The following is a 21,415-nucleotide window of genomic DNA, read 5'->3' on the forward strand; positions in this document are numbered from 1 at the left end:
TCAATCAAAAAACTGTTGAAATAACATTTTTGCAATTTTCCAGTTTTCTTTATTGATGCAATATTTTATTTTTGGCGGTTTTAATTCTCCTTGAATTAAACCTGCATTTTTTAACTCCTTTAAATGTTGTGATACTGTTGATTGAGAAATTGGTAATACATCAACCAAATCTCCAGTAAAACAACACGATTGTTTTTCAAGATGTTTTAAAATGGCAATACGTGTAGGATGTCCTAATGCTTTAGCGTATTTAGATAAAGCTTCCGTATTTTCATTGTATGCTATATGTTCTAAAGTTCTTTTCATATCTCTTATCGTAAATGTACGATAGGTATTTATATTGAAATATGACTTTTATCACGTGCACTCATATTTTTCATTTACCAGTTTAACTAAAACATATCAGTTGCTTTTTTTTTGCATTTCATTGTTTTAAAATATGGAAGTTTACTACTAATTTTCACCTTAAGTGAACCCAGCAAAACAATCTCTACTACTTGGTTTTACTATCTTTTAAGATAGTTTTAAACTATGAATACTTTTCCCATTTATCCACATTAAATAATTATTTGTACATTTGTTAACCAAATGGTTAAACTATATAGTTAGATATGACAAAAGATAAAAACACCGAAGAACAAATATTAAGTGCTGCTAAAAACATTTTTCAATCTAAAGGGATGAATGGTGCTCGCATGCAAGAAATAGCAGATAAAGCAGGTATTAACAAAGCAATGCTACATTATTATTATAGAAGTAAACAATTACTTTTTGAAGCAGTTTTTAAAAATGCTTTTTCACTATTGGCTCCTCAATTAAATGTTATTTTAAATGACGATTCTAGTATTGAAGAGAAAATAAAAAAGTTTACATCAAACTATATAACCTTTATTATTAAGCATCCTTATTTACCCAGTTTTATCATTCAGGAACTGAATAGAAATCCTGATTTTATTTTAAAATTAAAAGAAAACAAAGGGTTTCCTAATTTAGATAAATTTAAAATTCAGGTAGCGCAAGAAATTGAAAAAGGCATCATAAAACCTATAAGTGCAGCGCAACTATTTATAAATATAATGGCATTAAATATTTTTCCGTTTGTTGCTAAACCATTAATCATGGCATTTACAGATACTGATGACACTACCTACAAACAACTGATGGAAGATCGTAAAATAGAGGTTTCTAATTTCATTATCAATTCAATAAAAAACGTATAAAATGAAACGTTTCATACTCATTTTAACAATATTAATCGCGCTGCCTACTGCGGCACAAGAGCGTATTACATTAAAGGAATGTTACCAGTTAGTAACGAACAATTATCCTTTAGTTGAACAATTAAATTTGTTGGAAGCGCAGAATAAATTAGATGCTGCTGTAATAGCAACATCAAAATTGCCGCAAATTAATTTAAACGCACAAGCAACATATCAATCTGATGTTATTAAAATACCTATTCCGAATGCGAATATAGAGCCCTTAAATAAAGAGCAATATCGTGCAACGGTTTCTGTAAACCAATTAATTTATAACGGAGGGATTATAAACGCAACGTTAAATGCAAAAGCTATTCAATTAAAAACCAAACAACAACAGGTAGCGGTTACTTTATATCAATTAAAGCAACAAATAAACCAACTCTATTTTTCTGTTTTATTAGTACAAGAAACTACGTTGTTGTTAGCAGCTAAAAAAACACAATTACAAGCAAAGTTTAAAGAAGTAAAATCTGCTGTAAAATATGGCGTACTCCTACCCGCTTCTGACAAAGTATTAGAAGTTGAATTACTAAAAGTACAACTACAAATTAATGAGGTCGAAAACAATAAGGCTTCTTTAATAGAGTCACTTTCAAGCTTAATAAGTAAACCTTTAAATAAGTTGACCTTGTTTCAAAACCCAATTATAACGACTCAATTACAAGGAGCTTTAAATAGGCCTGAGTTGAAGTTGTTTGAACTCAAAAAAAATGAAATTGAAAGTTTTGAAAACCTACTATTAAAACAAAAAGCACCAAAATTACATGGTTTTGCTACTGGTGGATACGGAAACCCTGGTTTGAATATGCTTGATAATTATTTTCAGCCATTTTATACCGTTGGTGTTAAACTAAATTGGAATGTTTTTGATTGGAATTCGAATAAAAAGCAACGCCAATCATTAGCTATTAATAAAAGTATTGTTGCTAATGAGTCAGCAATTTTTAAGTTAAATACTACGATTAAATTAAACAAGCAGCAAAAGGAAATTGAAAAAACAGCAATTACAATAGCAGCAAATCAAGTAATTATAAATCTTAGAAAAGAAGTTTTACAAACTGCCGCTTCACAGCTTAAGAACGGTGTTATTACATCTTCAGCCTATATTACTGAACTTACTAATTTATATGAAGATGAAAATATATTGGTAAAAAACAAAATACAATTACAACTTGCTAAAGCTAATTACAACGTAATTAAAGGGCAATAAATAATTTATACAGAAAATGAAAAACAATAATTATATAATAGGAATAAGTATTATCACAGCCAACTTTTTTTCTTGTAGTGATACTAATGAAAAAGCGGATGGTTATGGCAATTTTGAAGCCACAGAAATAACTATTTCAGCTGAAAATAACGGAAAATTAATGCAATTTGATCTTAATGAAGGCGATAAGTTGGAAGTGAATAAATTTATAGGTTATGTAGATACCATTCCACTAGCCCTACAACGGGAACAACTTATAATAGCGAAGTCTGTAATTAATTCTAAATCTAAAGGCGTGTTATCTCAAATTAATGTGTTGAATGCCCAATTAAAAACAGCCAACAAAAACGAACGTAGAATTGAGAATTTAATTAAAGACAATGCTGGTACACAAAAACAATTAGATGCTATTAAAGGTGAAATAGCGGTTGTGAAAAGTCAGATTAGAAGCGTAGAAATTAACAATGCTCCTGCTGTAAATGAACTAGAAGCTATTGATATTCAATTAAAACAAATAGCATATAAAATACAAAAAAGCAAAATAATTAATCCTGTAAACGGTACTGTTTTAAACAAATATGCTGAACTAAATGAAATTACCGCTTTTGGAAAACCGCTATATAAAATTGCCGATTTAAGTACGATGCAGCTAAGAGTGTATATAAGTGAAACACAATTAGCAAATTTAAGTATAGGGCAAGGAGTTACCGTAAAAATTGATGCGAATAGCACCATGAAATCTTATAAAGGAACTGTTAGTTGGATTGCTGCTGAAGCTGAATTTACGCCAAAAATTATTCAAACAAAAGAAGAACGTGTTGCCTTGGTATATGCTGTAAAAATAAAGGTACCAAATGACGGAAGCTTAAAAATTGGAATGCCTGCTGAAATGTGGATTTCTACTGATAAATAAACCTTATACTAATAAATATAAACAAATGATGATAAAACAAAATATACTATTATTAATTACGGTAGTTACATTATTAACTGCTTGTAATTCAGAAAATAAAAAAGAGATTGACGTAAAATCTATAAAAATTGAAGGTGTTCGTTTAGATAATACAAAACTGTGGCAAACCAATATAGAAACGACTCAAGGTATTAAGAAAATGCAACAGATAATGCACTCTTTTTCAGATAGAAAAAATGTTGCAGCCTATGCTACCCTAAAAAATGAATTAGAAACCGAATTTACAACCATCTTTCAAAAATGTACTATGAAAGGCGAAGCACACAATCAATTACACAATTACCTAAAACCAATGATGCCGATTTTTGAAGGTTTAGAATCTGGAAATTTAGAAATCTGTAAAGCTAATTTTAAGACCATGGAAAAACATTTAGCTGGGTATGCTAACTATTTTAAATAAATGAGTATTGCTGTTAGTAACATATCAAAATCTTTTAAAAACGTAAAAGCCTTAGAGAACATTTCATTTAATGTAAATGAAGGTGAACTCTTTGGGTTAATTGGGCCAGATGGCGCTGGTAAAACCACGCTTTTTAGAATTTTAACCACACTTTTAATAGCTAACGAAGGTACTGCGACTGTTGCAGGTTTTGAAGTGGTTAATGAATATAAAAGCATTAGAAATAACGTTGGTTATATGCCTGGTAAATTCTCGTTATATCAAGATTTAACGATTGAAGAAAACCTAAATTTCTTTGCCACTATTTTTGGAACAACCATTGAGGCTAATTACGATTTAATTAAAGATATTTATGTTCAAATTGAACCATTTAAAGACCGTAGAGCAGGAAAACTTTCTGGTGGTATGAAACAGAAATTGGCATTGTGTTGTGCGTTAATTCACAAACCAAAGGTCTTATTTTTAGATGAGCCTACTACTGGTGTAGATCCTGTTTCGAGAAAAGAGTTTTGGGACATGTTAAAGCGCTTGCAACAAAAAGGAATTACCATATTAGTATCAACACCTTATATGGATGAAGCTGCTTTGTGTGATAGAATTGCACTTATTCAAAATGGAAAAATTTTAGAGATTGATACTCCCAACGCTATTGTAAAGCATTATCCAAAACCAATTTACAATGTGTCGGCTAATAACATGTATCATTTAATTAATAGTTTAAAAGAGTATGTGCATAACCACAGTGTATATCCTTTTGGTGAGTTTGTACATTACACCGATAGCAGAACGGACTTTAATCCGAAAGAATTGAAAACCTATTTAGAAAGCAAAAATTTATTCAATATAAAAATTGAAATAACTACAGCTACTATTGAAGATACTTTTATGGAACTAGCAAAATAATGGACAATAACAAAGTTATACAAGTAGCAGAATTAACCAAAGTATTTGGTGATTTCACAGCTGTAAACGCAATTACTTTTGAAGTTGAAAAAGGCGAAATATTTGGTTTTTTAGGAGCAAATGGCGCAGGGAAAACAACGGCAATGAAAATGCTGATTGGCATCTCTACTCCTACTTCTGGGAAAGCTAAAGTAGCAGGGTTTGATGTTTTTACACAAGCTGAAGCTATTAAAAAAAATATCGGATATATGAGCCAAAAATTTGCCTTGTACGACGATTTAACAGTGAAAGAAAATATTACTTTTTTTGGTGGTATTTATGGCTTGTCAAGAAAACGAATCAAAGAAAAATCGAATGCTTTAATTGAAGAATTAGGATTAGAAAAAGTAGCCAACAAATTAGTAGGGACTTTACCATTGGGATGGAAACAAAAATTGTCATTCTCGGTGTCTTTAATTCACGATCCTAAAATTGTGTTTTTAGATGAACCAACCGGAGGCGTAGATCCGATTACCAGACGACAGTTTTGGGAACTCATTTATAAGGCTGCAAACCGAGGAACTACCGTCTTCGTAACCACACACTACATGGATGAAGCAGAATATTGTGATCGTGTTTCTATAATGGTAAATGGTAAAATAGAAGCTTTAAATACACCCAAAAAACTTAAAGAACAGTTTAAAGTAACAAATATGAATGATGTATTCTTAAAACTAGCAAGAGGATGAAGCGTTTTATAGGTTTTGTAAAAAAAGAATTCTACCATATTTTTAGAGATAAACGCTCGTTGTTTATACTCTTCGGAATGCCAATTGCTCAAATTTTATTATTTGGTTTTGCCATAACTAATGAAATTAATAATGTAAACATTGCTGTTTTAGACCATTCTAAAGATGTTAATACCAAAGAGATTATTACTAAAATAGGAGCCTCAAAATATTTTAGCATTAAACAAATTATTGAAAAAGAGTCAGCTATTGAATCCATTTTTAAAAAAGGAAAAGTAAAAGCTGTTTTAAATTTTGAAAAAGGTTTTGGTGAAAATCTAATTAAAGAGCACAAAGCAACGATTCAAATTATTACTGATGCGACAGACCCAAATACCGCAAATGCGATAAGTAATTATGTAAATGCTATTCTTAAACAATATCAAAAGGAGTTAAATAAAGGTAACAAGGTTTCATATCAAATTACACCGCAAACAAGAATGGTTTATAACCCTGAGCTAAAAAGTGTGTACATGTTTGTTCCTGGTGTTATGACTATAATATTAATGTTGGTTTCGGCAATGATGACTTCTATTTCTATCACTAGAGAAAAAGAATTAGGAACCATGGAAATACTTTTAGTATCACCAATTAAACCTATTCAAGTAATTATAGGTAAGGTATTTCCTTATATATTTCTGTCTATTATTAATGCTGTAGTTATTGTTGCATTAAGTATGTTTATTTTTAAAATGCCCGTTCAAGGAAGTTTATTCTTATTAGGCTTTGAAAGTGTTCTTTTTATAATAACAGCATTGGCTTTAGGTATTTTAATATCAACTATATCTAAAACACAACAAACAGCAATGATGATTTCTTTAATGGGATTAATGCTACCTGTAATATTATTATCTGGATTCATTTTTCCAATATCAAGCATGCCTTTACCATTACAGCTTATTAGTAATATAATTCCTGCAAAATGGTTTATTATTATCATTAAAGGAATTATGCTTAAAGGAGTTGGGTTACAGTTTATATGGAAGGAGACCTTAATTTTAATAGGAATGACACTCTTTTTTATGGCTTTAAGTGTAAAGAAATATAAAATCAGACTCGAATAATGAAAACAATTTTATACATCATACAAAAAGAGTTCAAGCAAATTTTCAGGAACAAAGGAATGTTGCCTATTATTTTTGTGCTGCCACTACTCCAACTTGTCATTTTATCTAACGCAGCTACTTTTGAAATTAAAAATATTAAGTTTGGTTATATCGATAACGACCGTACATCAACATCAAGAGCATTACTAGAAAAATTTAATGCGTCAACGTATTTTAATGTATTAACAAGTTTTCCTTCGGAAGCAGTAGCAAGTTCAGCCATGTTAAAAGGAAACGTAGATGTTGTATTAGAAATTCCGCAATATTTTGAACGCGATTTACAAAAAGATAAAAACAATAGTTTGGGTGTTACCATTAATGCCATTGATGGTGCAGCAGCTGGGGTTGAAAATGTATATGTAACACAGGTAATTCAACGCTTTAATCAAAATTTAAAAGTTGATGTATTACAACCTTCAAACAAACAAATGCAACCAATAAATATTGAAACCATTCCGCTTTTTTGGTATAATAAAACCCTAAATTATAAAACCTTTATGGTACCTGGTATTTTAGTATTACTGGTTACGATGATTACATTATTTCTTTCAGGAATGAACATTGTTCGTGAAAAAGAAATTGGAACACTAGAGCAAATTAATGTAACTCCAATAAAGAAAAGTCAGTTTATTATTGGTAAATTATTTCCGTTTTGGGTAATCGGAATGGGCTTACTAACTGTTGGATTAATCTTAGCTAAAGTGATATTTAAGGTTCCAATGATTGGTAGTTTATCGCTATTGTATTTTTACACATCTATTTATATTCTGGTTATTTTAGGAATCGGTTTGTTTATTTCTAATTTTACAGACACACAACAGCAAGCTATGTTTATTGCTTGGTTTTTTACTGTTATTTTTATTTTAATGAGTGGTTTGTTCACTCCTATTGAAAGCATGCCTGAGTGGGCACAAGTACTCACCGCTTTTAACCCAATAAAGTATTTTGTAGAAGTTATGCGTATGGTTATGCTAAAAGGTGCTGGCATTGTAGACGTTTATCCACAGTTACTAAAAACACTCTTATTTGCTGTTTTCATGAATGGTTTAGCTGTTTGGAGCTATAAAAAAACATCGTAGTTATACAGCTATCTTATTACTTTCAAAAAAAACTATAAAAAAATAATTACATCAATTTAATTGTATATTTGCCGCCTTACATTTCTGTAAATAATCATTTGTTTAGTACCCTATCTATGCCTTTTAAAAAATTACATGCCGATATTAAAGAGAAATTAGAATCTCTAGAAATAACAATACCTACTCCTTTTCAGAAAGCAAGCATTCCTGTAATAAAGAGTGGTGCCAATACCTATTGTACAGCACCTGAAGGTAGCGGAAAAACAACGGCGCTTATACTTACTACCTTGCATAAATTAAAATTTGAGGTTGTTGGTAATGCACCAAGAGCCATTGTTTTAGCAGGAGATAATGATAAGGCAATAGCATTAAACGATGCTTTTTTTAAGTATACTAGATATCATGAGTTACGTGTTTATTTAGCCGATGAAAAACTTCATATTGATGTACTTAAATCAGAAATATTTGAAGGAGTTGATGTGCTTATTGCTACACCTAAAATATTAAATAAATTACTTTTGTTAGAAGGTATAAGTACCTCACAATTAAAGATATTTAGTATTGATGATGCTCAGTTTTTAACAAACAACGCTTCTTACACTGCATTAATGGCTGCAACACAAAGTCTTAATAAGTGTCAGTTTGTACTTTATTCTGATAAAATGTACCCAGCTTTAAAACGTTTTGAAGACTATTTTATGAAATATGCTAAAACAGTTGCTGTTTAATTAAAAATATACTGATCAATTAAAACATAAAAAAAGGTACCGTATAGTTATTATACAGTACCTTTTTTTAAGTTTGTAAATAGTTTAATTATATATTTCCTAAGCTGAAATTAGATTCGAGTGTTATTATTTGAGCTTCAGGATCTGAATTATAAATAACAGCTTCAATTACAGATAAGTTTTTATTGTTTTTTGTAATTAGAATCATTTTTTCATCAGAATCTTTATGAATTATTTTAATTAAATTTTTAGAAATAGTTTTATTATTTGTGATGTTTCTTTGAACTATATGATTCTTTTTAGAAAAAACTAACACTGTTTTATTCTGAACATCTTGTTTCATAAAATGTTCAATTGTTTTACTTGTGGCTATAATTGTAATTAAACAATAGGTAGCCATTGTATAATCTCCAAAAGTAAAAATTCCAAAGATTATAATTATTGCATCAATAATAAGTATCAATTGATTAAAATCAACATTTATTTTTGGAGATAAAATTCTAGCAATAATATCTTGTCCACCTGTTGTTGCGCCTGCTTTTTTAACTAAAAAAATTGTAACACCTACTAAAATACCGCCAAAAATTGATGATAATAATACGTCATTAACTATAATTCTACTTTTAGTTATTATTAACAAAAAATCTAATAAAAAAGAAGATGAAATCATGAAAAAAGCTGTTTTAAGTCCAGTTTTTTTTCCTAAGAAACAAGTTCCCAATAACAATAAAGGAATATTAATGCATAGTGCTATAATACCTATAGATGAAAAACCTAAGAGCTCACTAATAACAATTCCTAAACCAAAAACCCCTCCAGGTACAATCTTATAGGGTACTATAAATAACCCAAAGGCTAAAGCAACTACAATAGCACCAATAAACACTAGTCCATAATTTTTAAGCTCAGCACTTATCCTTTTGTTTTCCATTATAATTAGCTTTTTTTATAAGTATTTAAAAAACTTACTCTTGTTTTTGTAATTGTGTGATCATTTCTTTGGTCATTGCCTCTAAATCGTAATTAGGCTTCCAGTTCCAATCTTTTCTAGCAGGATTATCGTTTATTGATGCTGGCCATGAATCGGCAATATTTTGTCTAAAATCAGGAGTATACACAACTTTAAAATCAGGATACCATTTTAATATAGAAGCTGTTATTTCTTTTGGTGTAAAACTAACACCAGCAAGATTATATGAAGTTCTAACTTTTATTTGCGATTTAGGTGCTTCCATAATTTCAAGAGTTGCTCTAATTGCATCCTCAATATAAATCATTGGTAAGCATGCATCTTCTCTTAAATAACAAGTAAAATCTTCATTATTAATTGCTTTATGATAAATATCTACAGCATAATCAGTAGTTCCGCCACCAGGTAAAGATTGGTATCCAACAACCCCTGGGTATCTTATAGAACGTACATCTAATCCATATCTTAAAAAGTAATACTGTGCCCAATGTTCTCCGGCAGCTTTACTAATACCATAAACAGTTGTTGGATCTAAATAAGCATCTTGTTTTGTATCTATTTTTGGAGCTGTTGGTCCGTAAACAGCTATTGAGCTAGGGAAAAACACTTTTTCTATTTTTTGATTTACAGAAACCTGTAAAACATTAAACAGCGATTTTAAATTAACATCCCATGTTTGTATTGGGTTTTTCTCACCATTAGCAGATAAAATTGCTGCTAAATGGTATATTTCAGTAACATTATGTGCTGCTACTATTTTAGTTAAACTAGCTTCATCTGTAGCGTCTAACAATTCAAAAATACCTTCATAACCATCAATTTTAACTATATCTGAAGCTATTACGGCATTTTTACCATATTTTTCTTTTAATGATGTGGTTAAAACGGTACCTAACTGCCCTCCTGCTCCTGTAACTAATATCTTCATGTTCTAATTAATTTAATTCCATACAAAAGTATACAAATCTGTTATTTACAAGTAATAATAACTTTAATCTTACTTAAAATAAGTAATTTTATCTTTTTAATTATAATATTAAATAATTATCACTTTTTAAGAGGTAGTTACTTATTACAAAAAGTAATTTTTACTGTAAACACATGATGAAACTAGACGAAACTGATTTAAAAATATTAAGAATTTTACAGGCTGATTGTAAAAAAACGGCGAAAGAAATTTCTGAAACCCTAAACTTAACCATATCTCCTATTTATGAAAGAATTAGACGTTTAGAGAAATTAAATGTAATTAAAAAGTATGTAGCTATTTTAGATAAAAAACGTATAAACATACCTGTTACTGCTATATGTATGGTTACACTACGTTATCATGACGAGGGTTTTATTGATAAATTTGAAGCGCAAATAAAAGAATTAAAAGATGTGCAAAAATGCTATCATATGGCAGGAAAAGTAGATTTTTTCTTACAAATTAACTTACAAAGCATTGAAGATTATCATGATTTTATTCGTTTAAAACTCTCTAAAATAGATAATATCGGAATTCTTGAAAGTTATTTTGTTTTAAAAGATATAATAGATAAAACGGAATATTATTTATAATAATATCCACAAAAAAACCTGCATAGCTATAAACTACACAGGTTTTAAATAACCTAAAACATACTTATTTTAGACTCCCTTCTTTTTCAAAAACTGTTTAACTTACATGAAGAAAAGTAATGATGCTACGATCATCCAAGCTCCTACAATAAGTCCGAATACTCCTAATTTACCTAATTTTGGAGCTAATTTTTCTCTTAACGCTTCTGCTTTTTGTTGTGCAGCTTCGTTTTTACTTAATATTAATTTATTTATCATACCAAATCCTAACATAAAACCTAAAACAGCTTGAACAAGACTTCCTGCTAAAAGAGTAATCCACCAAATTGGATATGAAGTTATCCATCCCATATTTAATATTGATGAGATAACACCCCAAACACCACCTAAACAAAAAATTAAACCAATCCAACCTTGGTAAGGCTCAATTTTGTCTAATAACTCTTTTGCATTTGGTTTCTTAGCTAAAATTAATGATGGTACTGCGATGATACTTAATAGGATTAATTGAATTCCGTAAAACATATTTTTTATTTTTATTGATTAATTAGTTACACTGCAAAGTTGCGTGATTTTACAGCCCTATTTTAGACCATATATAGTGAAATTGAATACCCTACTTTCAGGGGTTCATCTTTAGGTTAGTATCTTTAAAAACCAACTTTCAGGAAAACACTCATGATTGTATATCATGAAAACGTCATAATACTCCACCAAATGATGAACTAATTATAATGATTAAAACAGTTAAGAATGTTTGTTTAGTTATATTCTTATTTTTAAAACTCTTTGAAAATTAAGTAGCTAAAATTCTATAGAAAAACAAAGAGTTTGAATATATTGGAATAGAAACATTTTATAAAGCGAATCAAATACATAATTATTTGGCATTATAAAGAGGCCATAACAAAGCTTTATATCCAAAAAAAACTCTTTCCTATTAATTAAGAAAGAGTTCTTAGCATCTTATATGTGCTTTATTTTTTTAGATAGTTGTACGCTTCTGTTTAGACAACAGCGTTACTAGCTAGCTAATAAATTATCTCTAGTGTTTTTTTGTACGGTAATAGCTCCAAAAAGGGCTAACAAAAAAGCAAATGCATAAAAACCTTTTTCACTAGGTAATAAAGTTGCATTCCAAAGACCTATAATTAACAAAAGAATTGATAAAATTGTAGCAAACCAACATATACTATAATAAATATCTGTTACCGGAAGGTCTTCTAGCCTATCTCTAACACTTTTTTGTAGTGATACCACTGAAAAAAGGCCAAACATTAAAACAGTAAAATAATACCCTTTTTCGTTTAATAACATATCAGACCTCCAAAGACCAATTAAATACCCTAATGCTCCTGTTCCCAATGCAACCCAAGAAGCAGCTACAAATGCGCTTGATGTTTTTTGTTTCATAATTTTTTTTTTAGTTTATTTAAGAAAATTCATGCTTAAAAAAAGGTTCAAAAAACAACTATTAAAGTAAATTTTTCTTTAGTTATTATATTTTGATTCATAGCGCAACTACTATTTACAATGTAATTGGTAATTATATTTTACCAGTATTGTCTTTTTTAAAGCATGGGTGAATATAGTTAATAATTCTTTACTATATTTTTTGTTCTTAAAACTATCAAAAAAATGAATAAAAAAATAGGACAAATAGTTGAATACTTAATTATATAGAAGTATTGAACTATACCTTTTTTTTAAATAAAAATTTAGTTTGCAGTTACTTTATTTAATGCTTTTATAATATTCTTCATTAAAACTTGATAAAAAACTCTTTAAATCTTTTACGCCAGTTTTGTCTTTGTTATAAATAACATTATCTAATTTCAAACCATTCTCTTTAATAACGATAAGTTTATCTATCCATACTTCTTTAGTCGCATTTAAATCATTAATAAATTTTATCTCAATCAGATGTTTATTTTTATCAATGGTTATTTTGGTTATTGAATAAGACACATACCCTTCATATAAACTTGCAAAAATTTCACTTTCTATTAAAAAAATAGGTTTAATATTTTTGCGTTCACTTTCTGGGATACGTTCACTCGATTTTTTTTCAACTACCCTAGCCTCTGAAATTAAGGATAACAAATTTTCTGAAAACACATCATTCTTTAATTTGCTATTTCTATAAGGATAAGGAGTTTTGTAAACTTCGTTTATTAAATTTCTAATTTTTTCGTATTCATCATTCTCATTACTATTCGTAATAATAGTAGTACAAGAAATAATTAGGTAACAAAAAAATAATAGATATAATGATTGTTTAACTATTTGCATAATTAGTCCACTTTATATATCAATTTCATTGTAATTGAGGCTGTTTTTTCTCTAGAACTTGTATTAAAAGTACCACCCCAAGAATAATTTTCTTTTGAATTTTGCCCAGTAATTTGAAATATTCCCATTTTAGCTGATTCTAATTCACCTAATTTTCCACCAGAGAATTTAGAGATATTTTCTGCTCGTAATCTGGCATCTTCAGTTGCCTTAGAAATCATTTTAATTTTAAGATCAGCAAGTTTAGTATAATAGTACCTTGGTGATTCTGAATAAAACTGGACCCCTTGATTTAACAATTCTGTAATTTCTCTGGATATCTTTTCAATTTTATCAACTTCTTTAGATTCTATCTGAACAGTTTGAGTTAATTCATATCCAACAAACTCATTCCCCATAAAATTTCCATCTGAAGAATATAGTTGTTTACTTTTTTCATTTGTTTTTACAGCACTATAAATAAGTTGCGCTGTTTTAATTCCTTTTTTAGCTAGATATGCATTTACCGTAGCTTTATTTTTCTCTAAAGTTAAATATGCTTGTTTTACATCTACATCTTCCGCCCCAAAACTTCCTTCCCAAACTATCAAATCAGAAGAAAAGTCAGTTTTTCCTAAACCTGTTACCTGAATTTCTCCTTCAACTTTATTTCTATCTGTATATGCTTTTCCTAAGAATATTGAAGATGCAACTATTGCAACTCCAAAAATTATAGCATTTGTATATTCTTTCATTTTATTAATTTTTTATTAGTTTAACGTATATATGAGTGTGATAATTCGTGTAAATGCAATGTTTTTAGTTACTTAGCAACGTAAAGTCTATAAAACTTATTACTTCCAAATTTATTGTCAGTTTTTATTAAATCAACCTTTAACTCTTTTAGGTTAAATTCATAATTATCAATTACTTTAAGCTCTTCTTTTGCTAGCTTAAAGTATTTATTATTACACCATTTCCATTTACTTATAAAGTAATGAAAATCATTATCAGATCCTTGATAATAGTATCCTTTAAATGTAGGGGAAGAATTAACTATAAAAGCGTCTTTAACTTTATTTGAGCTATATTTCTTGTATGTAGTTGTACAAGAAAGGATACTTAGTATTATGATTATAAAGTATGTAAATTTAATTATATTCATAGCAATATGTACGAACCTATATGGTATAACAGGTGTAGTAATTTAAATTCATAGCAATTTTTAAAAATAACAAACCTGTATAATTATAAACTATACAGGTTTTATATAATCTAAAACATATATTTTAGATTTCCTTCTTTTTCAAAAAAATGTTTTGCTTACATAAAGAAAAGTAATGATGCTACGATCATCCAAGCTCCTACAATAAGTCCGAATACTCCTAATTTACCTAATTTTGGAGCTAATTTTTCTCTTAACGCTTCTGCTTTTTGTTGTGCAGCTTCGTTTTTACTTAATATTAATTTATTTATCATACCAAATCCTAACATAAAACCTAAAACAGCTTGAACAAGACTTCCTGCTAAAAGAGTAATCCACCAAATTGGATATGAAGTTATCCATCCCATATTTAATATTGATGAGATAACACCCCAAACACCACCTAAACAAAAAATTAAACCAATCCAACCTTGGTAAGGCTCAATTTTGTCTAATAACTCTTTTGCATTTGGTTTCTTAGCTAAAATTAATGATGGTACTGCGATGATACTTAATAGGATTAATTGAATTCCGTAAAACATATTTTTTATTTTTATTGATTAATTAGTTACACTGCAAAGTTGCGTGATTTTACAGCCCTATTTTAGACCAAATGTAGTGAAATTGAATACCCTACTTTCAGGGAGTCAACTAATCTAGAATACCTTGTTCTATAGCATAACGGGTTAATCCAGCGATATTACGTACACTTAATTTTGATATTAAATTTTTTCGATAACTCTCTATAGTATGAGTACTTAAAAATAATTGAGAGGCAATTTCTTTCGTAGTAAACTCTTTTGCAATGAGCTTTAAAACTTCTCTTTCTCTTTTAGTTAAAGATATTTGAGGTTTTGATTTGGATGCAAACATAGCTTCCATCAATATATTTTTTATTCTTGATGAAAAATAATTTTCTCCTTTTAAAATAGTTTTAATAGCTTTTAAAAGCTCAGATTTTTCAGCATTTTTAGATAAGTAGCCATTCGCATCTGTATCAATTAAATTTTGAATTTTCACTGGTTCTTCTAGCATGCTAACAACTAAAGTTTTTACTTTAGGAAACTGCTCTTTAATAGCTTTATTTAACTCGATACCATCCATCTCTGGCATATTAATATCAGTAATAACTAAATCAATTGTTGGTACAGGGTTAACTTGTAAATATTTAAGAACCTGGGTTCCTTTTGTTGCAGCTAATATAATAGTAATGTTTTTTTCTTCAGAAAGAATACTACGTAAACCATCTAAAAACATCGTGTGGTCATCTGCTATTATTATAGAATATTCTGTTGTCATAATTTATCTTGTTGCGGAATGCTAATAGTTATTACTGTACCCCTATTTAATGCCGAGTCTATTGAAAAAACACCTTTAAAAATTTTCACTCGATGTTCTATATTTTGTATACCAATTCCTTTACTAGTCTTTTTCAAATCAAAACCAACACCATCATCTTCATATAAAAGTTCAATACTATTTTCATTCTTAAGTATACTTATTTGTAAATCTATTTCAACTGCATTTGCATGTTTAAAAGCATTCGTAATAAGCTCTTTTATAATATTTAATAAATTAGATTGTACGGTGTAATTTAAAGCATTGACAGTTTTTTCTGGGTACGCCTCAAAATTAATAAGTACGGTATTATTTTGGTTTAATGTTGCTATATAATTTTTAACTAAAACAGTAAAGTTATTTTCTTTAAATTCATCAGGAATTAAACTGTGTGAAATATCTCTAACATGTTGGTACGTTTTTTCTAATTGCTCTAGTAATGAACTTACCTCAGGATTACTATCTATTAAATTATTCATTTGTAATTTTATACCAGCAATATTTCCTCCTATGCTATCATGTAACTCTCTAGCAATACGATCTCTTTCTTTATTTTGAACAATAATAGTATTCTTTACCAATTCTAATTCTTGTGCTTGTAATATCGATGTCATTTCTTTTTGACGTAATACTTCTTGTTGTTTATTAAGTAAACTTTGAGCTTGAAGTTTTTGATAATAAACTATTAAAAATAAAATTATAGGAATAAGAATTATAAAAAAGCCTATAAGAATAGCATATTTTATTGTTTTTTGATATTCAATTTCTGTTTCTTTTTTTACTTGATCTTCTTGTAGTTTACTTATTTTTTTCTCTTTTTTTAATGTTTCATATTTAAATTCTAAATTTCTAATGTACCGTAAATTTTGATTCTTTATAATTTTACGATTTACACTTTCTAATTGAGTCTTTAAATTATAGGCATTTTTAAAATCTTCTGTTGATACGTAAAGTTGCACTAAAGCTCTAATTATTTTTTTTTGTAAATTTAATTGATTCCATTGTACAGAGTTAACATACGCTGAAGAAAGTACCATTTCAGCAATTTCATAGTTTTTAGTACGCTGATAAATTTCACCTTGATTTAAAGTTATAGAAATATAAATATCATAATAACCATTAGTTAATGTTTCTTTTTTTATTTCATGAAAAATTGACAGCGCTTCTTTAAACTTACCTTCATAAGAAATTAACATACCTAAAGCAGTTTTTAATCTTAAATATATTTTAGTGTATTTCTTTTTGTTGGCAGTTTTTAATGCCGCTTTAATTATTTTTTTTGCCTTATCAGGCTGTTTATTTAATATGTTATAATTAGACTCTGCTATTTTATAATAAACTAATAACGGTTCAGTATTACAAATAGGCTTTAACTCGTCTAAAATATTTTTTAGTTTTAAGATATCTCTTTTTAAAATATAAGTATCAGCTAAGGCTAACTGAAACCGTTGAAATACTAAACCATCTTTTTTAGCTAACGTAATTCCCTTTATAAAATAACCTATAGACTCTTCTAGAAACCCCATATTTTGAGATCCTAAACCTTTGTAAAGAAGTCCTTTTAATTCGTATTTGTCTTTAAGATTATCTGTTTTTTTTAAGTTAAAAAGTTCGTTTTTTATTACTGTTCCGTAATAAAAAAGAGAATCCGCATTATTTGATCGTAAAAATAGTGTAGCAATACTATCTAAAAGAACAAGTTTTTCCTTTGTTTCTTTAGCATTATACAAAGATTTATATAACTGTCGATTAACGACTCTTGGTGTATGACCAAACATTACAAAGTTATCTTTATTCTGAGCACAAAGTATTGGTGCTAAAATAAAAAGAAACACTATAAAAATTTTAGATATGTAATTGGTAAATTGATTCATTTAATGCAAAAATATAACAAAACTATTTTATTGAGTAACAATATTAAACTATATAAAAAACAATAACTTCACGGTTTTCAGGGTTTTTAATATAATTATAGAAACCTTAAAGTATAAAACACCTAAATTTGTAAGGCGTATTATAATAAGAGAAAAATTAAATGAATAGCAAAATACAAACGATACTTGTTAAAGATTTAAATGGAGCTGAAATAGATTTAATGACTTCTTATAAAAATGAAGTGTTATTGCTTATTATATATAACAATGATTGTTTAGGCTGTACAGGACGTGCAATTCCTTTAGCTTATGAGTTTCAACAGAAATACCCATCAATTAAAGTTATTGGAATTCATGCTGATTTTGTAAATAGAGAGGGTACAAAAGCTTCAATTAAAAGCATTTTTACGAGTGGTGAAAACCCATTTCCTATTTATATAGATGAACATCACAAAGTGTACGACCAGTTTAAGGCAGAAGGAACACCGCAATGGTTACTGATTTCTGAAAAAGGGGAATTGTTTCGTGCTATTTTTGGTTCACAAGAAAATGCGCAAAACAGATTGTATTACGCATTAGAAAGTCTTGTGGAAGCAAATTAGAGTAAATCTTTATAAAAAATAATTGCCTCTATTTATTTATATTCTCTAAAGTAAAATAAAACGGTGTAGCGCTTTTACCTACACCTCCTCCTGTCATTACAATATCAGCACTTGTAATACCAAGTAAATTAAATTTTGTATTAATTTCTGAGACTATAGCTGAGTTTAAAACTTCTCCTTCATCAACTTGAGAAACAACTCCTATAAAAATTGTTGGTTGAAATTCAAAGAAAGCTTTTTGTTCTGGAGCTAAATTTGTTTTTATAGCTACTAAACTTCCATCTCTATAACAGTTAGCATTAATAGCGCCAACAGTTAATTTATTTATAATTTCAACTTCATTTGCATTTGTAGCTGAAGTTGAAGAAAGCCTAAGTACATCTCCCGATGTGTCTTTAATCATCTCAAAAGCATTGCCATTATAAGCAGTTAACTTAGGACTATAATTTCCGTATGAATCACTTGCTGATACTTGAATTTCCATTGTATATGTAAACGGGTGATTATCATTTCTACCACAGTTTTTAATTACTTTCCACGCAACCACCATTTCATCGAAATTTTGAGCTACATTTTTTTGAAAGATTACAATTTCACTGTTGTTAATATCATTTGATCTATTAATAAAGTTTAATTTTATGTTATCCATGATTTTATTGAGTTTATTTAGAAAAAATTAATTTTTACATATTAAAATTAAAAAATTAACCTTTATAAGAACTCGCAAATGTTATAAGCGTTTAATTTTCTGTTATGAAGTACATTATAGTATACTTATAGATTAAGAAGAAAGTTAGAGTAACCCAATATTGGTTCATCTAATAAAAGTAATAGAACATTAAAATTAAAAAATCCTTTAAAAACTTATATTCGCGCTATGTGGATGTATTTAGGTTTATTAGCAGCGCTTTTTTTAGGATTACATAATTTATGTAAAAAACATGCAGTACAAGGTAATGAAGTATTTCCGGTACTTTTAGGAACCATTTCTAGTGGTTTTTTATTTATAGCTGCATTTTATGTTTTTGCTGTTTTTTATCCTGACTATGCGCTTGAAAAGGGATACAATTTTCAGAATATTTCTTGGCAAACACATGGTTTTATTTTTATAAAATCGGCAATTATGGCAAGTTCTTGGATTTTAGCATATCAAGCGCTAAAACATTTGCCCATAACCATTGTTACACCAATACGTTCTGCAGGCCCATTTTTTACTTTTATAGGTGCTATTGTTATTTATAAAGAAAGTCCTAATTTATACCAATGGATTGGTTTTTTCTTAATCATTTTTTCAGTGCTTTTGTATTCACAAATTGGAAAAAAAGAAGGAATTAACTTTAAACGTAACAAATGGATTTTCGCCATCATAGGAGCTACTTTTTTAGGTGCTTCAAGCGGATTATATGATAAGTTTTTAATTCAGAATTTACAATTAAATCCACAAACTTTACAGTTTTGGTTCTGTTTATATACAATGCTCATTTTACTAGTTATTTTAACGATTACTTGGTTTCCGTATGCTAAAAAACGAAAAGCTTTTAAATTTCGTTGGTCTATTATTGCTGTAGGAATTTTACTACAAGCAGCCGATTATTTTTATTTTAAAGCTTTGCAAGATCCTGAGGCCTTAATTATGTTGCTTTCCGCAATAAAAAGAAGTCAAATATTAATTGCTGTTGTTATTGGTGGCTTGGTATTTAAAGAAAAAAATAAACGCAAAAAATTAATACCCTTAATCGGCATCATGATTGGCGTATTTTTAATTTTATATTCAAATTAATTACAAAAAAAGCCCTATTCTTACCTATTTCATCTAAGTTTATTTTAGAATTTTAAAGTTATGTTAAAAAAGAATGAACGTTCATTTTTGTTTATATCTTTGCATTATAAATATACAAAATGGTGAAACTTCAAAAAAGTATAGATAAACGTAATGCTTTGATTAAAGCTACAATAAAACTTGTTAATAACAATGGTTTTCATGCAACACCAATGAGTAAAATAGCAAAAATGGCAAACGTTTCACCTGCTACTATTTACTTATATTTTGAAAACAAGCAAGATTTGGTAAATAAAACCTACATAGAGGTTAAAGAAGAGTATACAACCTATGCTTTTAAAACTTACAATGAAAATACTACCGTTAAAGATGGTTTTGAACTTATATGGAAACGCATTGCAGATTTTAAACTTAAAGAATGTGAAAAAGCAATGTTCTTAGCACAATGTGACAATACACCTGTGATAGATGAAGAATGCAGAAATGAAGGTATTAAACACCTACAGCCCCTACTCGATCTTTGGGCACGTGGTAAAAAAGAAGGGGTTATTAAACCTTTATCAGATTACTTACTGTATGCATATTCTATAAATCCATTATCTTTTTTAATGATTACACAAAAACGTGGTTCCTTTCAATTAGATGAAACACATTTAGAAGAAGCATATCAGTCTGCATGGAGTAGTATTAAAACCTGTAAATAAATTAGAATATTATAAATAAAATATATAAAATGGAATTATTAGATAAATTAAATTGGAGATACGCAGCAAAAGCCATGAATGGTAAAAAAGTAGCTGAAGATAAAATAGAACGTATTTTAGAAGCTGCTCGATTAGCTCCTACCTCTAGCGGATTACAACCTTTTGAAGTTTTTGTGGTAAAAAATAAAGATATTAAAGAACAAATTAAACCTGTAGCTTGGAATCAATCTGTTATTACAGATTGTTCGCACCTACTTGTTTTTGCTGCTTGGGATACTTATACTGAAGATAGAATTAACTATATGTTTGATTTAACAAACAAAATTCGTGGTTTTGAAAATGAAGGATGGGAAAACTATCGTAAAATGTTATTAGGTATGTATCCTCAAAAAGATGCTGAAGAAAACTTTAACCATGCTGCAAAACAAGCATACATTGCCTTTTCTCACGCAATTATTGCCGCTGCATATGAAGGTGTAGATGCAACACCTATTGAAGGTTTTGAACCTGATGCTGTTGATAAAATTTTAGGATTACGAGAAAAAGGATTACGTAGTGCTGTGTTATTACCAATAGGCTACAGAAAAGAAGATGCTGACTGGTTAGTTAATTTGGTAAAAGTTAGAAAACCAATAGAAGAATTAGTTACTGTTATTGAGTAATTATAACCAATAAAAATAT

26 protein-coding genes are annotated in these 21,415 nt (G+C 28.6%); 14 read left to right on the forward strand and 12 right to left on the reverse strand.

Annotated elements, in window-relative coordinates; genetic code table 11:
- A complete protein-coding gene (locus CXF68_RS14510; protein WP_101045848.1) occupies window positions 1-306 on the reverse strand; it encodes a helix-turn-helix transcriptional regulator in 306 nt (101 codons plus the stop codon).
- 305 nt (window positions 307-611) lie between these two features.
- On the opposite strand from CXF68_RS14510, the gene CXF68_RS14515 reads away from it, so the two are divergent.
- From CXF68_RS14515 to CXF68_RS14555, 9 genes are all read left to right on the forward strand, one after another.
- Window positions 612-1,220: a TetR/AcrR family transcriptional regulator gene (locus tag CXF68_RS14515; protein ID WP_101045849.1), complete on the forward strand. Its 609-nt coding sequence runs from the start codon at window positions 612-614 to the stop codon at window positions 1,218-1,220.
- 1 nt (window position 1,221) lies between these two features.
- A complete protein-coding gene (locus tag CXF68_RS14520) occupies window positions 1,222-2,472 on the forward strand; it encodes a TolC family protein (RefSeq protein WP_101045850.1) in 1,251 nt (416 codons plus the stop codon).
- Between the two features lie 16 nt (window positions 2,473-2,488).
- The gene (locus CXF68_RS14525; RefSeq protein ID WP_101045851.1) at window positions 2,489-3,385 is read left to right on the forward strand and encodes an HlyD family secretion protein; all 897 of its coding nucleotides are present in this window, start codon (window positions 2,489-2,491) and stop codon (window positions 3,383-3,385) included.
- A 25-nt stretch (window positions 3,386-3,410) separates the two neighbouring features.
- Window positions 3,411-3,845, forward strand: a complete 435-nt coding sequence (locus tag CXF68_RS14530) for a hypothetical protein (RefSeq protein ID WP_157821944.1) — start codon at window positions 3,411-3,413, stop codon at window positions 3,843-3,845.
- On the forward strand, window positions 3,846-4,748 hold the full coding sequence (locus CXF68_RS14535) for an ABC transporter ATP-binding protein (protein WP_101045853.1): 903 nt from the start codon (window positions 3,846-3,848) through the stop codon (window positions 4,746-4,748). It abuts the gene before it with no gap.
- Window positions 4,748-5,476: an ABC transporter ATP-binding protein gene (locus tag CXF68_RS14540; RefSeq protein WP_101045854.1), complete on the forward strand. Its 729-nt coding sequence runs from the start codon at window positions 4,748-4,750 to the stop codon at window positions 5,474-5,476. Before CXF68_RS14535 ends, CXF68_RS14540 begins: the two co-directional genes overlap by 1 nt.
- On the forward strand, window positions 5,473-6,579 hold the full coding sequence (locus CXF68_RS14545; protein WP_101045855.1) for an ABC transporter permease: 1,107 nt from the start codon (window positions 5,473-5,475) through the stop codon (window positions 6,577-6,579). Before CXF68_RS14540 ends, CXF68_RS14545 begins: the two co-directional genes overlap by 4 nt.
- A complete protein-coding gene (locus tag CXF68_RS14550; RefSeq protein ID WP_101045856.1) occupies window positions 6,579-7,700 on the forward strand; it encodes an ABC transporter permease in 1,122 nt (373 codons plus the stop codon). The genes CXF68_RS14545 and CXF68_RS14550 overlap by 1 nt, the downstream gene beginning before the upstream one ends.
- Before the next feature lie 116 nt (window positions 7,701-7,816).
- On the forward strand, window positions 7,817-8,428 hold the full coding sequence (locus tag CXF68_RS14555) for a DEAD/DEAH box helicase (protein ID WP_101045857.1): 612 nt from the start codon (window positions 7,817-7,819) through the stop codon (window positions 8,426-8,428).
- 88 nt (window positions 8,429-8,516) lie between these two features.
- Here the strand turns inward: CXF68_RS14555 and CXF68_RS14560 are convergent, their stop codons facing one another.
- Complete coding sequence (locus tag CXF68_RS14560) at window positions 8,517-9,359, reverse strand: YitT family protein (protein ID WP_101045858.1); 843 nt, start codon at window positions 9,357-9,359, stop codon at window positions 8,517-8,519.
- A 34-nt stretch (window positions 9,360-9,393) separates the two neighbouring features.
- On the reverse strand, window positions 9,394-10,326 hold the full coding sequence (locus CXF68_RS14565; RefSeq protein ID WP_101045859.1) for an NAD-dependent epimerase/dehydratase family protein: 933 nt from the start codon (window positions 10,324-10,326) through the stop codon (window positions 9,394-9,396).
- A 173-nt stretch (window positions 10,327-10,499) separates the two neighbouring features.
- On the opposite strand from CXF68_RS14565, the gene CXF68_RS14570 reads away from it, so the two are divergent.
- On the forward strand, window positions 10,500-10,961 hold the full coding sequence (locus tag CXF68_RS14570; protein WP_101045860.1) for an Lrp/AsnC family transcriptional regulator: 462 nt from the start codon (window positions 10,500-10,502) through the stop codon (window positions 10,959-10,961).
- A 102-nt stretch (window positions 10,962-11,063) separates the two neighbouring features.
- Here the strand turns inward: CXF68_RS14570 and CXF68_RS14575 are convergent, their stop codons facing one another.
- The 8 genes from CXF68_RS14575 to CXF68_RS14610 form a co-directional block, all read right to left on the reverse strand.
- Window positions 11,064-11,486 carry a hypothetical protein gene (locus tag CXF68_RS14575; protein WP_101045861.1) on the reverse strand — a complete coding sequence of 141 codons (423 nt, stop codon included), beginning with the start codon at window positions 11,484-11,486 and terminating at the stop codon, window positions 11,064-11,066.
- A gap of 498 nt (window positions 11,487-11,984) precedes the next feature.
- Complete coding sequence (yiaA, locus tag CXF68_RS14580; RefSeq protein WP_101045862.1) at window positions 11,985-12,374, reverse strand: inner membrane protein YiaA; 390 nt, start codon at window positions 12,372-12,374, stop codon at window positions 11,985-11,987.
- Between the two features lie 321 nt (window positions 12,375-12,695).
- The gene (locus CXF68_RS14585) at window positions 12,696-13,253 is read right to left on the reverse strand and encodes a hypothetical protein (RefSeq protein WP_101045863.1); all 558 of its coding nucleotides are present in this window, start codon (window positions 13,251-13,253) and stop codon (window positions 12,696-12,698) included.
- Window positions 13,254-13,255: 2 nt separating this feature from the next.
- On the reverse strand, window positions 13,256-13,987 hold the full coding sequence (locus tag CXF68_RS14590) for an SIMPL domain-containing protein (RefSeq protein ID WP_101045864.1): 732 nt from the start codon (window positions 13,985-13,987) through the stop codon (window positions 13,256-13,258).
- Between the two features lie 68 nt (window positions 13,988-14,055).
- Window positions 14,056-14,397, reverse strand: a complete 342-nt coding sequence (locus tag CXF68_RS14595; RefSeq protein ID WP_101045865.1) for a hypothetical protein — start codon at window positions 14,395-14,397, stop codon at window positions 14,056-14,058.
- Window positions 14,398-14,555: 158 nt separating this feature from the next.
- Window positions 14,556-14,978, reverse strand: coding sequence for a hypothetical protein (locus CXF68_RS14600; RefSeq protein ID WP_101045861.1), 423 nt, complete (start codon window positions 14,976-14,978; stop codon window positions 14,556-14,558).
- Between the two features lie 109 nt (window positions 14,979-15,087).
- Window positions 15,088-15,735: a response regulator transcription factor gene (locus tag CXF68_RS14605; RefSeq protein ID WP_101045866.1), complete on the reverse strand. Its 648-nt coding sequence runs from the start codon at window positions 15,733-15,735 to the stop codon at window positions 15,088-15,090.
- On the reverse strand, window positions 15,732-17,648 hold the full coding sequence (locus CXF68_RS14610) for a histidine kinase (protein ID WP_101045867.1): 1,917 nt from the start codon (window positions 17,646-17,648) through the stop codon (window positions 15,732-15,734). Before CXF68_RS14610 ends, CXF68_RS14605 begins: the two co-directional genes overlap by 4 nt.
- A gap of 161 nt (window positions 17,649-17,809) precedes the next feature.
- On the opposite strand from CXF68_RS14610, the gene CXF68_RS14615 reads away from it, so the two are divergent.
- Window positions 17,810-18,250: a redoxin domain-containing protein gene (locus CXF68_RS14615; RefSeq protein WP_101045868.1), complete on the forward strand. Its 441-nt coding sequence runs from the start codon at window positions 17,810-17,812 to the stop codon at window positions 18,248-18,250.
- A gap of 28 nt (window positions 18,251-18,278) precedes the next feature.
- Here the strand turns inward: CXF68_RS14615 and CXF68_RS14620 are convergent, their stop codons facing one another.
- Window positions 18,279-18,899 carry a hypothetical protein gene (locus CXF68_RS14620; protein ID WP_101045869.1) on the reverse strand — a complete coding sequence of 207 codons (621 nt, stop codon included), beginning with the start codon at window positions 18,897-18,899 and terminating at the stop codon, window positions 18,279-18,281.
- A 228-nt stretch (window positions 18,900-19,127) separates the two neighbouring features.
- On the opposite strand from CXF68_RS14620, the gene CXF68_RS14625 reads away from it, so the two are divergent.
- The 3 genes from CXF68_RS14625 (at window position 19,128) to CXF68_RS14635 (ending at window position 21,396) form a co-directional block, all read left to right on the forward strand.
- A complete protein-coding gene (locus CXF68_RS14625; RefSeq protein ID WP_101045870.1) occupies window positions 19,128-20,030 on the forward strand; it encodes an EamA family transporter in 903 nt (300 codons plus the stop codon).
- Window positions 20,031-20,149: 119 nt separating this feature from the next.
- Window positions 20,150-20,734: a TetR/AcrR family transcriptional regulator gene (locus tag CXF68_RS14630; protein WP_101045871.1), complete on the forward strand. Its 585-nt coding sequence runs from the start codon at window positions 20,150-20,152 to the stop codon at window positions 20,732-20,734.
- A 29-nt stretch (window positions 20,735-20,763) separates the two neighbouring features.
- Window positions 20,764-21,396: an NAD(P)H-dependent oxidoreductase gene (locus CXF68_RS14635; RefSeq protein ID WP_101045872.1), complete on the forward strand. Its 633-nt coding sequence runs from the start codon at window positions 20,764-20,766 to the stop codon at window positions 21,394-21,396.
- Window positions 21,397-21,415 lie beyond the last annotated feature (19 nt).

It is taken from the genome of Tenacibaculum sp. Bg11-29, from assembly GCF_002836595.1.
In the GTDB taxonomy this organism is placed as follows: domain Bacteria; phylum Bacteroidota; class Bacteroidia; order Flavobacteriales; family Flavobacteriaceae; genus Polaribacter.

What these genes read in the sequence shown, in the direction of transcription:
- CXF68_RS14585 (WP_101045863.1), bottom strand. Translation starts at nt 13,253, where the DNA reads ATGCAAATAGTTAAACAATCATTATATCTATTATTTTTTTGTTACCTA.
- CXF68_RS14550 (WP_101045856.1), top strand. Translation starts at nt 6,579, where the DNA reads ATGAAAACAATTTTATACATCATACAAAAAGAGTTCAAGCAAATTTTC.
- CXF68_RS14540 (WP_101045854.1), top strand. Translation starts at nt 4,748, where the DNA reads ATGGACAATAACAAAGTTATACAAGTAGCAGAATTAACCAAAGTATTT.
- CXF68_RS14620 (WP_101045869.1), bottom strand. Translation starts at nt 18,899, where the DNA reads ATGGATAACATAAAATTAAACTTTATTAATAGATCAAATGATATTAAC.
- CXF68_RS14545 (WP_101045855.1), top strand. Translation starts at nt 5,473, where the DNA reads ATGAAGCGTTTTATAGGTTTTGTAAAAAAAGAATTCTACCATATTTTT.
- CXF68_RS14595 (WP_101045865.1), bottom strand. Translation starts at nt 14,397, where the DNA reads ATGAATATAATTAAATTTACATACTTTATAATCATAATACTAAGTATC.
- CXF68_RS14565 (WP_101045859.1), bottom strand. Translation starts at nt 10,326, where the DNA reads ATGAAGATATTAGTTACAGGAGCAGGAGGGCAGTTAGGTACCGTTTTA.
- CXF68_RS14610 (WP_101045867.1), bottom strand. Translation starts at nt 17,648, where the DNA reads ATGAATCAATTTACCAATTACATATCTAAAATTTTTATAGTGTTTCTT.
- CXF68_RS14560 (WP_101045858.1), bottom strand. Translation starts at nt 9,359, where the DNA reads ATGGAAAACAAAAGGATAAGTGCTGAGCTTAAAAATTATGGACTAGTG.
- CXF68_RS14635 (WP_101045872.1), top strand. Translation starts at nt 20,764, where the DNA reads ATGGAATTATTAGATAAATTAAATTGGAGATACGCAGCAAAAGCCATG.
- CXF68_RS14600 (WP_101045861.1), bottom strand. Translation starts at nt 14,978, where the DNA reads ATGTTTTACGGAATTCAATTAATCCTATTAAGTATCATCGCAGTACCA.
- CXF68_RS14605 (WP_101045866.1), bottom strand. Translation starts at nt 15,735, where the DNA reads ATGACAACAGAATATTCTATAATAATAGCAGATGACCACACGATGTTT.
- CXF68_RS14525 (WP_101045851.1), top strand. Translation starts at nt 2,489, where the DNA reads ATGAAAAACAATAATTATATAATAGGAATAAGTATTATCACAGCCAAC.
- CXF68_RS14570 (WP_101045860.1), top strand. Translation starts at nt 10,500, where the DNA reads ATGATGAAACTAGACGAAACTGATTTAAAAATATTAAGAATTTTACAG.
- CXF68_RS14535 (WP_101045853.1), top strand. Translation starts at nt 3,846, where the DNA reads ATGAGTATTGCTGTTAGTAACATATCAAAATCTTTTAAAAACGTAAAA.
- CXF68_RS14515 (WP_101045849.1), top strand. Translation starts at nt 612, where the DNA reads ATGACAAAAGATAAAAACACCGAAGAACAAATATTAAGTGCTGCTAAA.
- CXF68_RS14575 (WP_101045861.1), bottom strand. Translation starts at nt 11,486, where the DNA reads ATGTTTTACGGAATTCAATTAATCCTATTAAGTATCATCGCAGTACCA.
- yiaA (WP_101045862.1), bottom strand. Translation starts at nt 12,374, where the DNA reads ATGAAACAAAAAACATCAAGCGCATTTGTAGCTGCTTCTTGGGTTGCA.
- CXF68_RS14625 (WP_101045870.1), top strand. Translation starts at nt 19,128, where the DNA reads ATGTGGATGTATTTAGGTTTATTAGCAGCGCTTTTTTTAGGATTACAT.
- CXF68_RS14520 (WP_101045850.1), top strand. Translation starts at nt 1,222, where the DNA reads ATGAAACGTTTCATACTCATTTTAACAATATTAATCGCGCTGCCTACT.
- CXF68_RS14590 (WP_101045864.1), bottom strand. Translation starts at nt 13,987, where the DNA reads ATGAAAGAATATACAAATGCTATAATTTTTGGAGTTGCAATAGTTGCA.
- CXF68_RS14615 (WP_101045868.1), top strand. Translation starts at nt 17,810, where the DNA reads ATGAATAGCAAAATACAAACGATACTTGTTAAAGATTTAAATGGAGCT.
- CXF68_RS14555 (WP_101045857.1), top strand. Translation starts at nt 7,817, where the DNA reads ATGCCTTTTAAAAAATTACATGCCGATATTAAAGAGAAATTAGAATCT.
- CXF68_RS14530 (WP_157821944.1), top strand. Translation starts at nt 3,411, where the DNA reads ATGATGATAAAACAAAATATACTATTATTAATTACGGTAGTTACATTA.
- CXF68_RS14510 (WP_101045848.1), bottom strand. Translation starts at nt 306, where the DNA reads ATGAAAAGAACTTTAGAACATATAGCATACAATGAAAATACGGAAGCT.
- CXF68_RS14630 (WP_101045871.1), top strand. Translation starts at nt 20,150, where the DNA reads ATGGTGAAACTTCAAAAAAGTATAGATAAACGTAATGCTTTGATTAAA.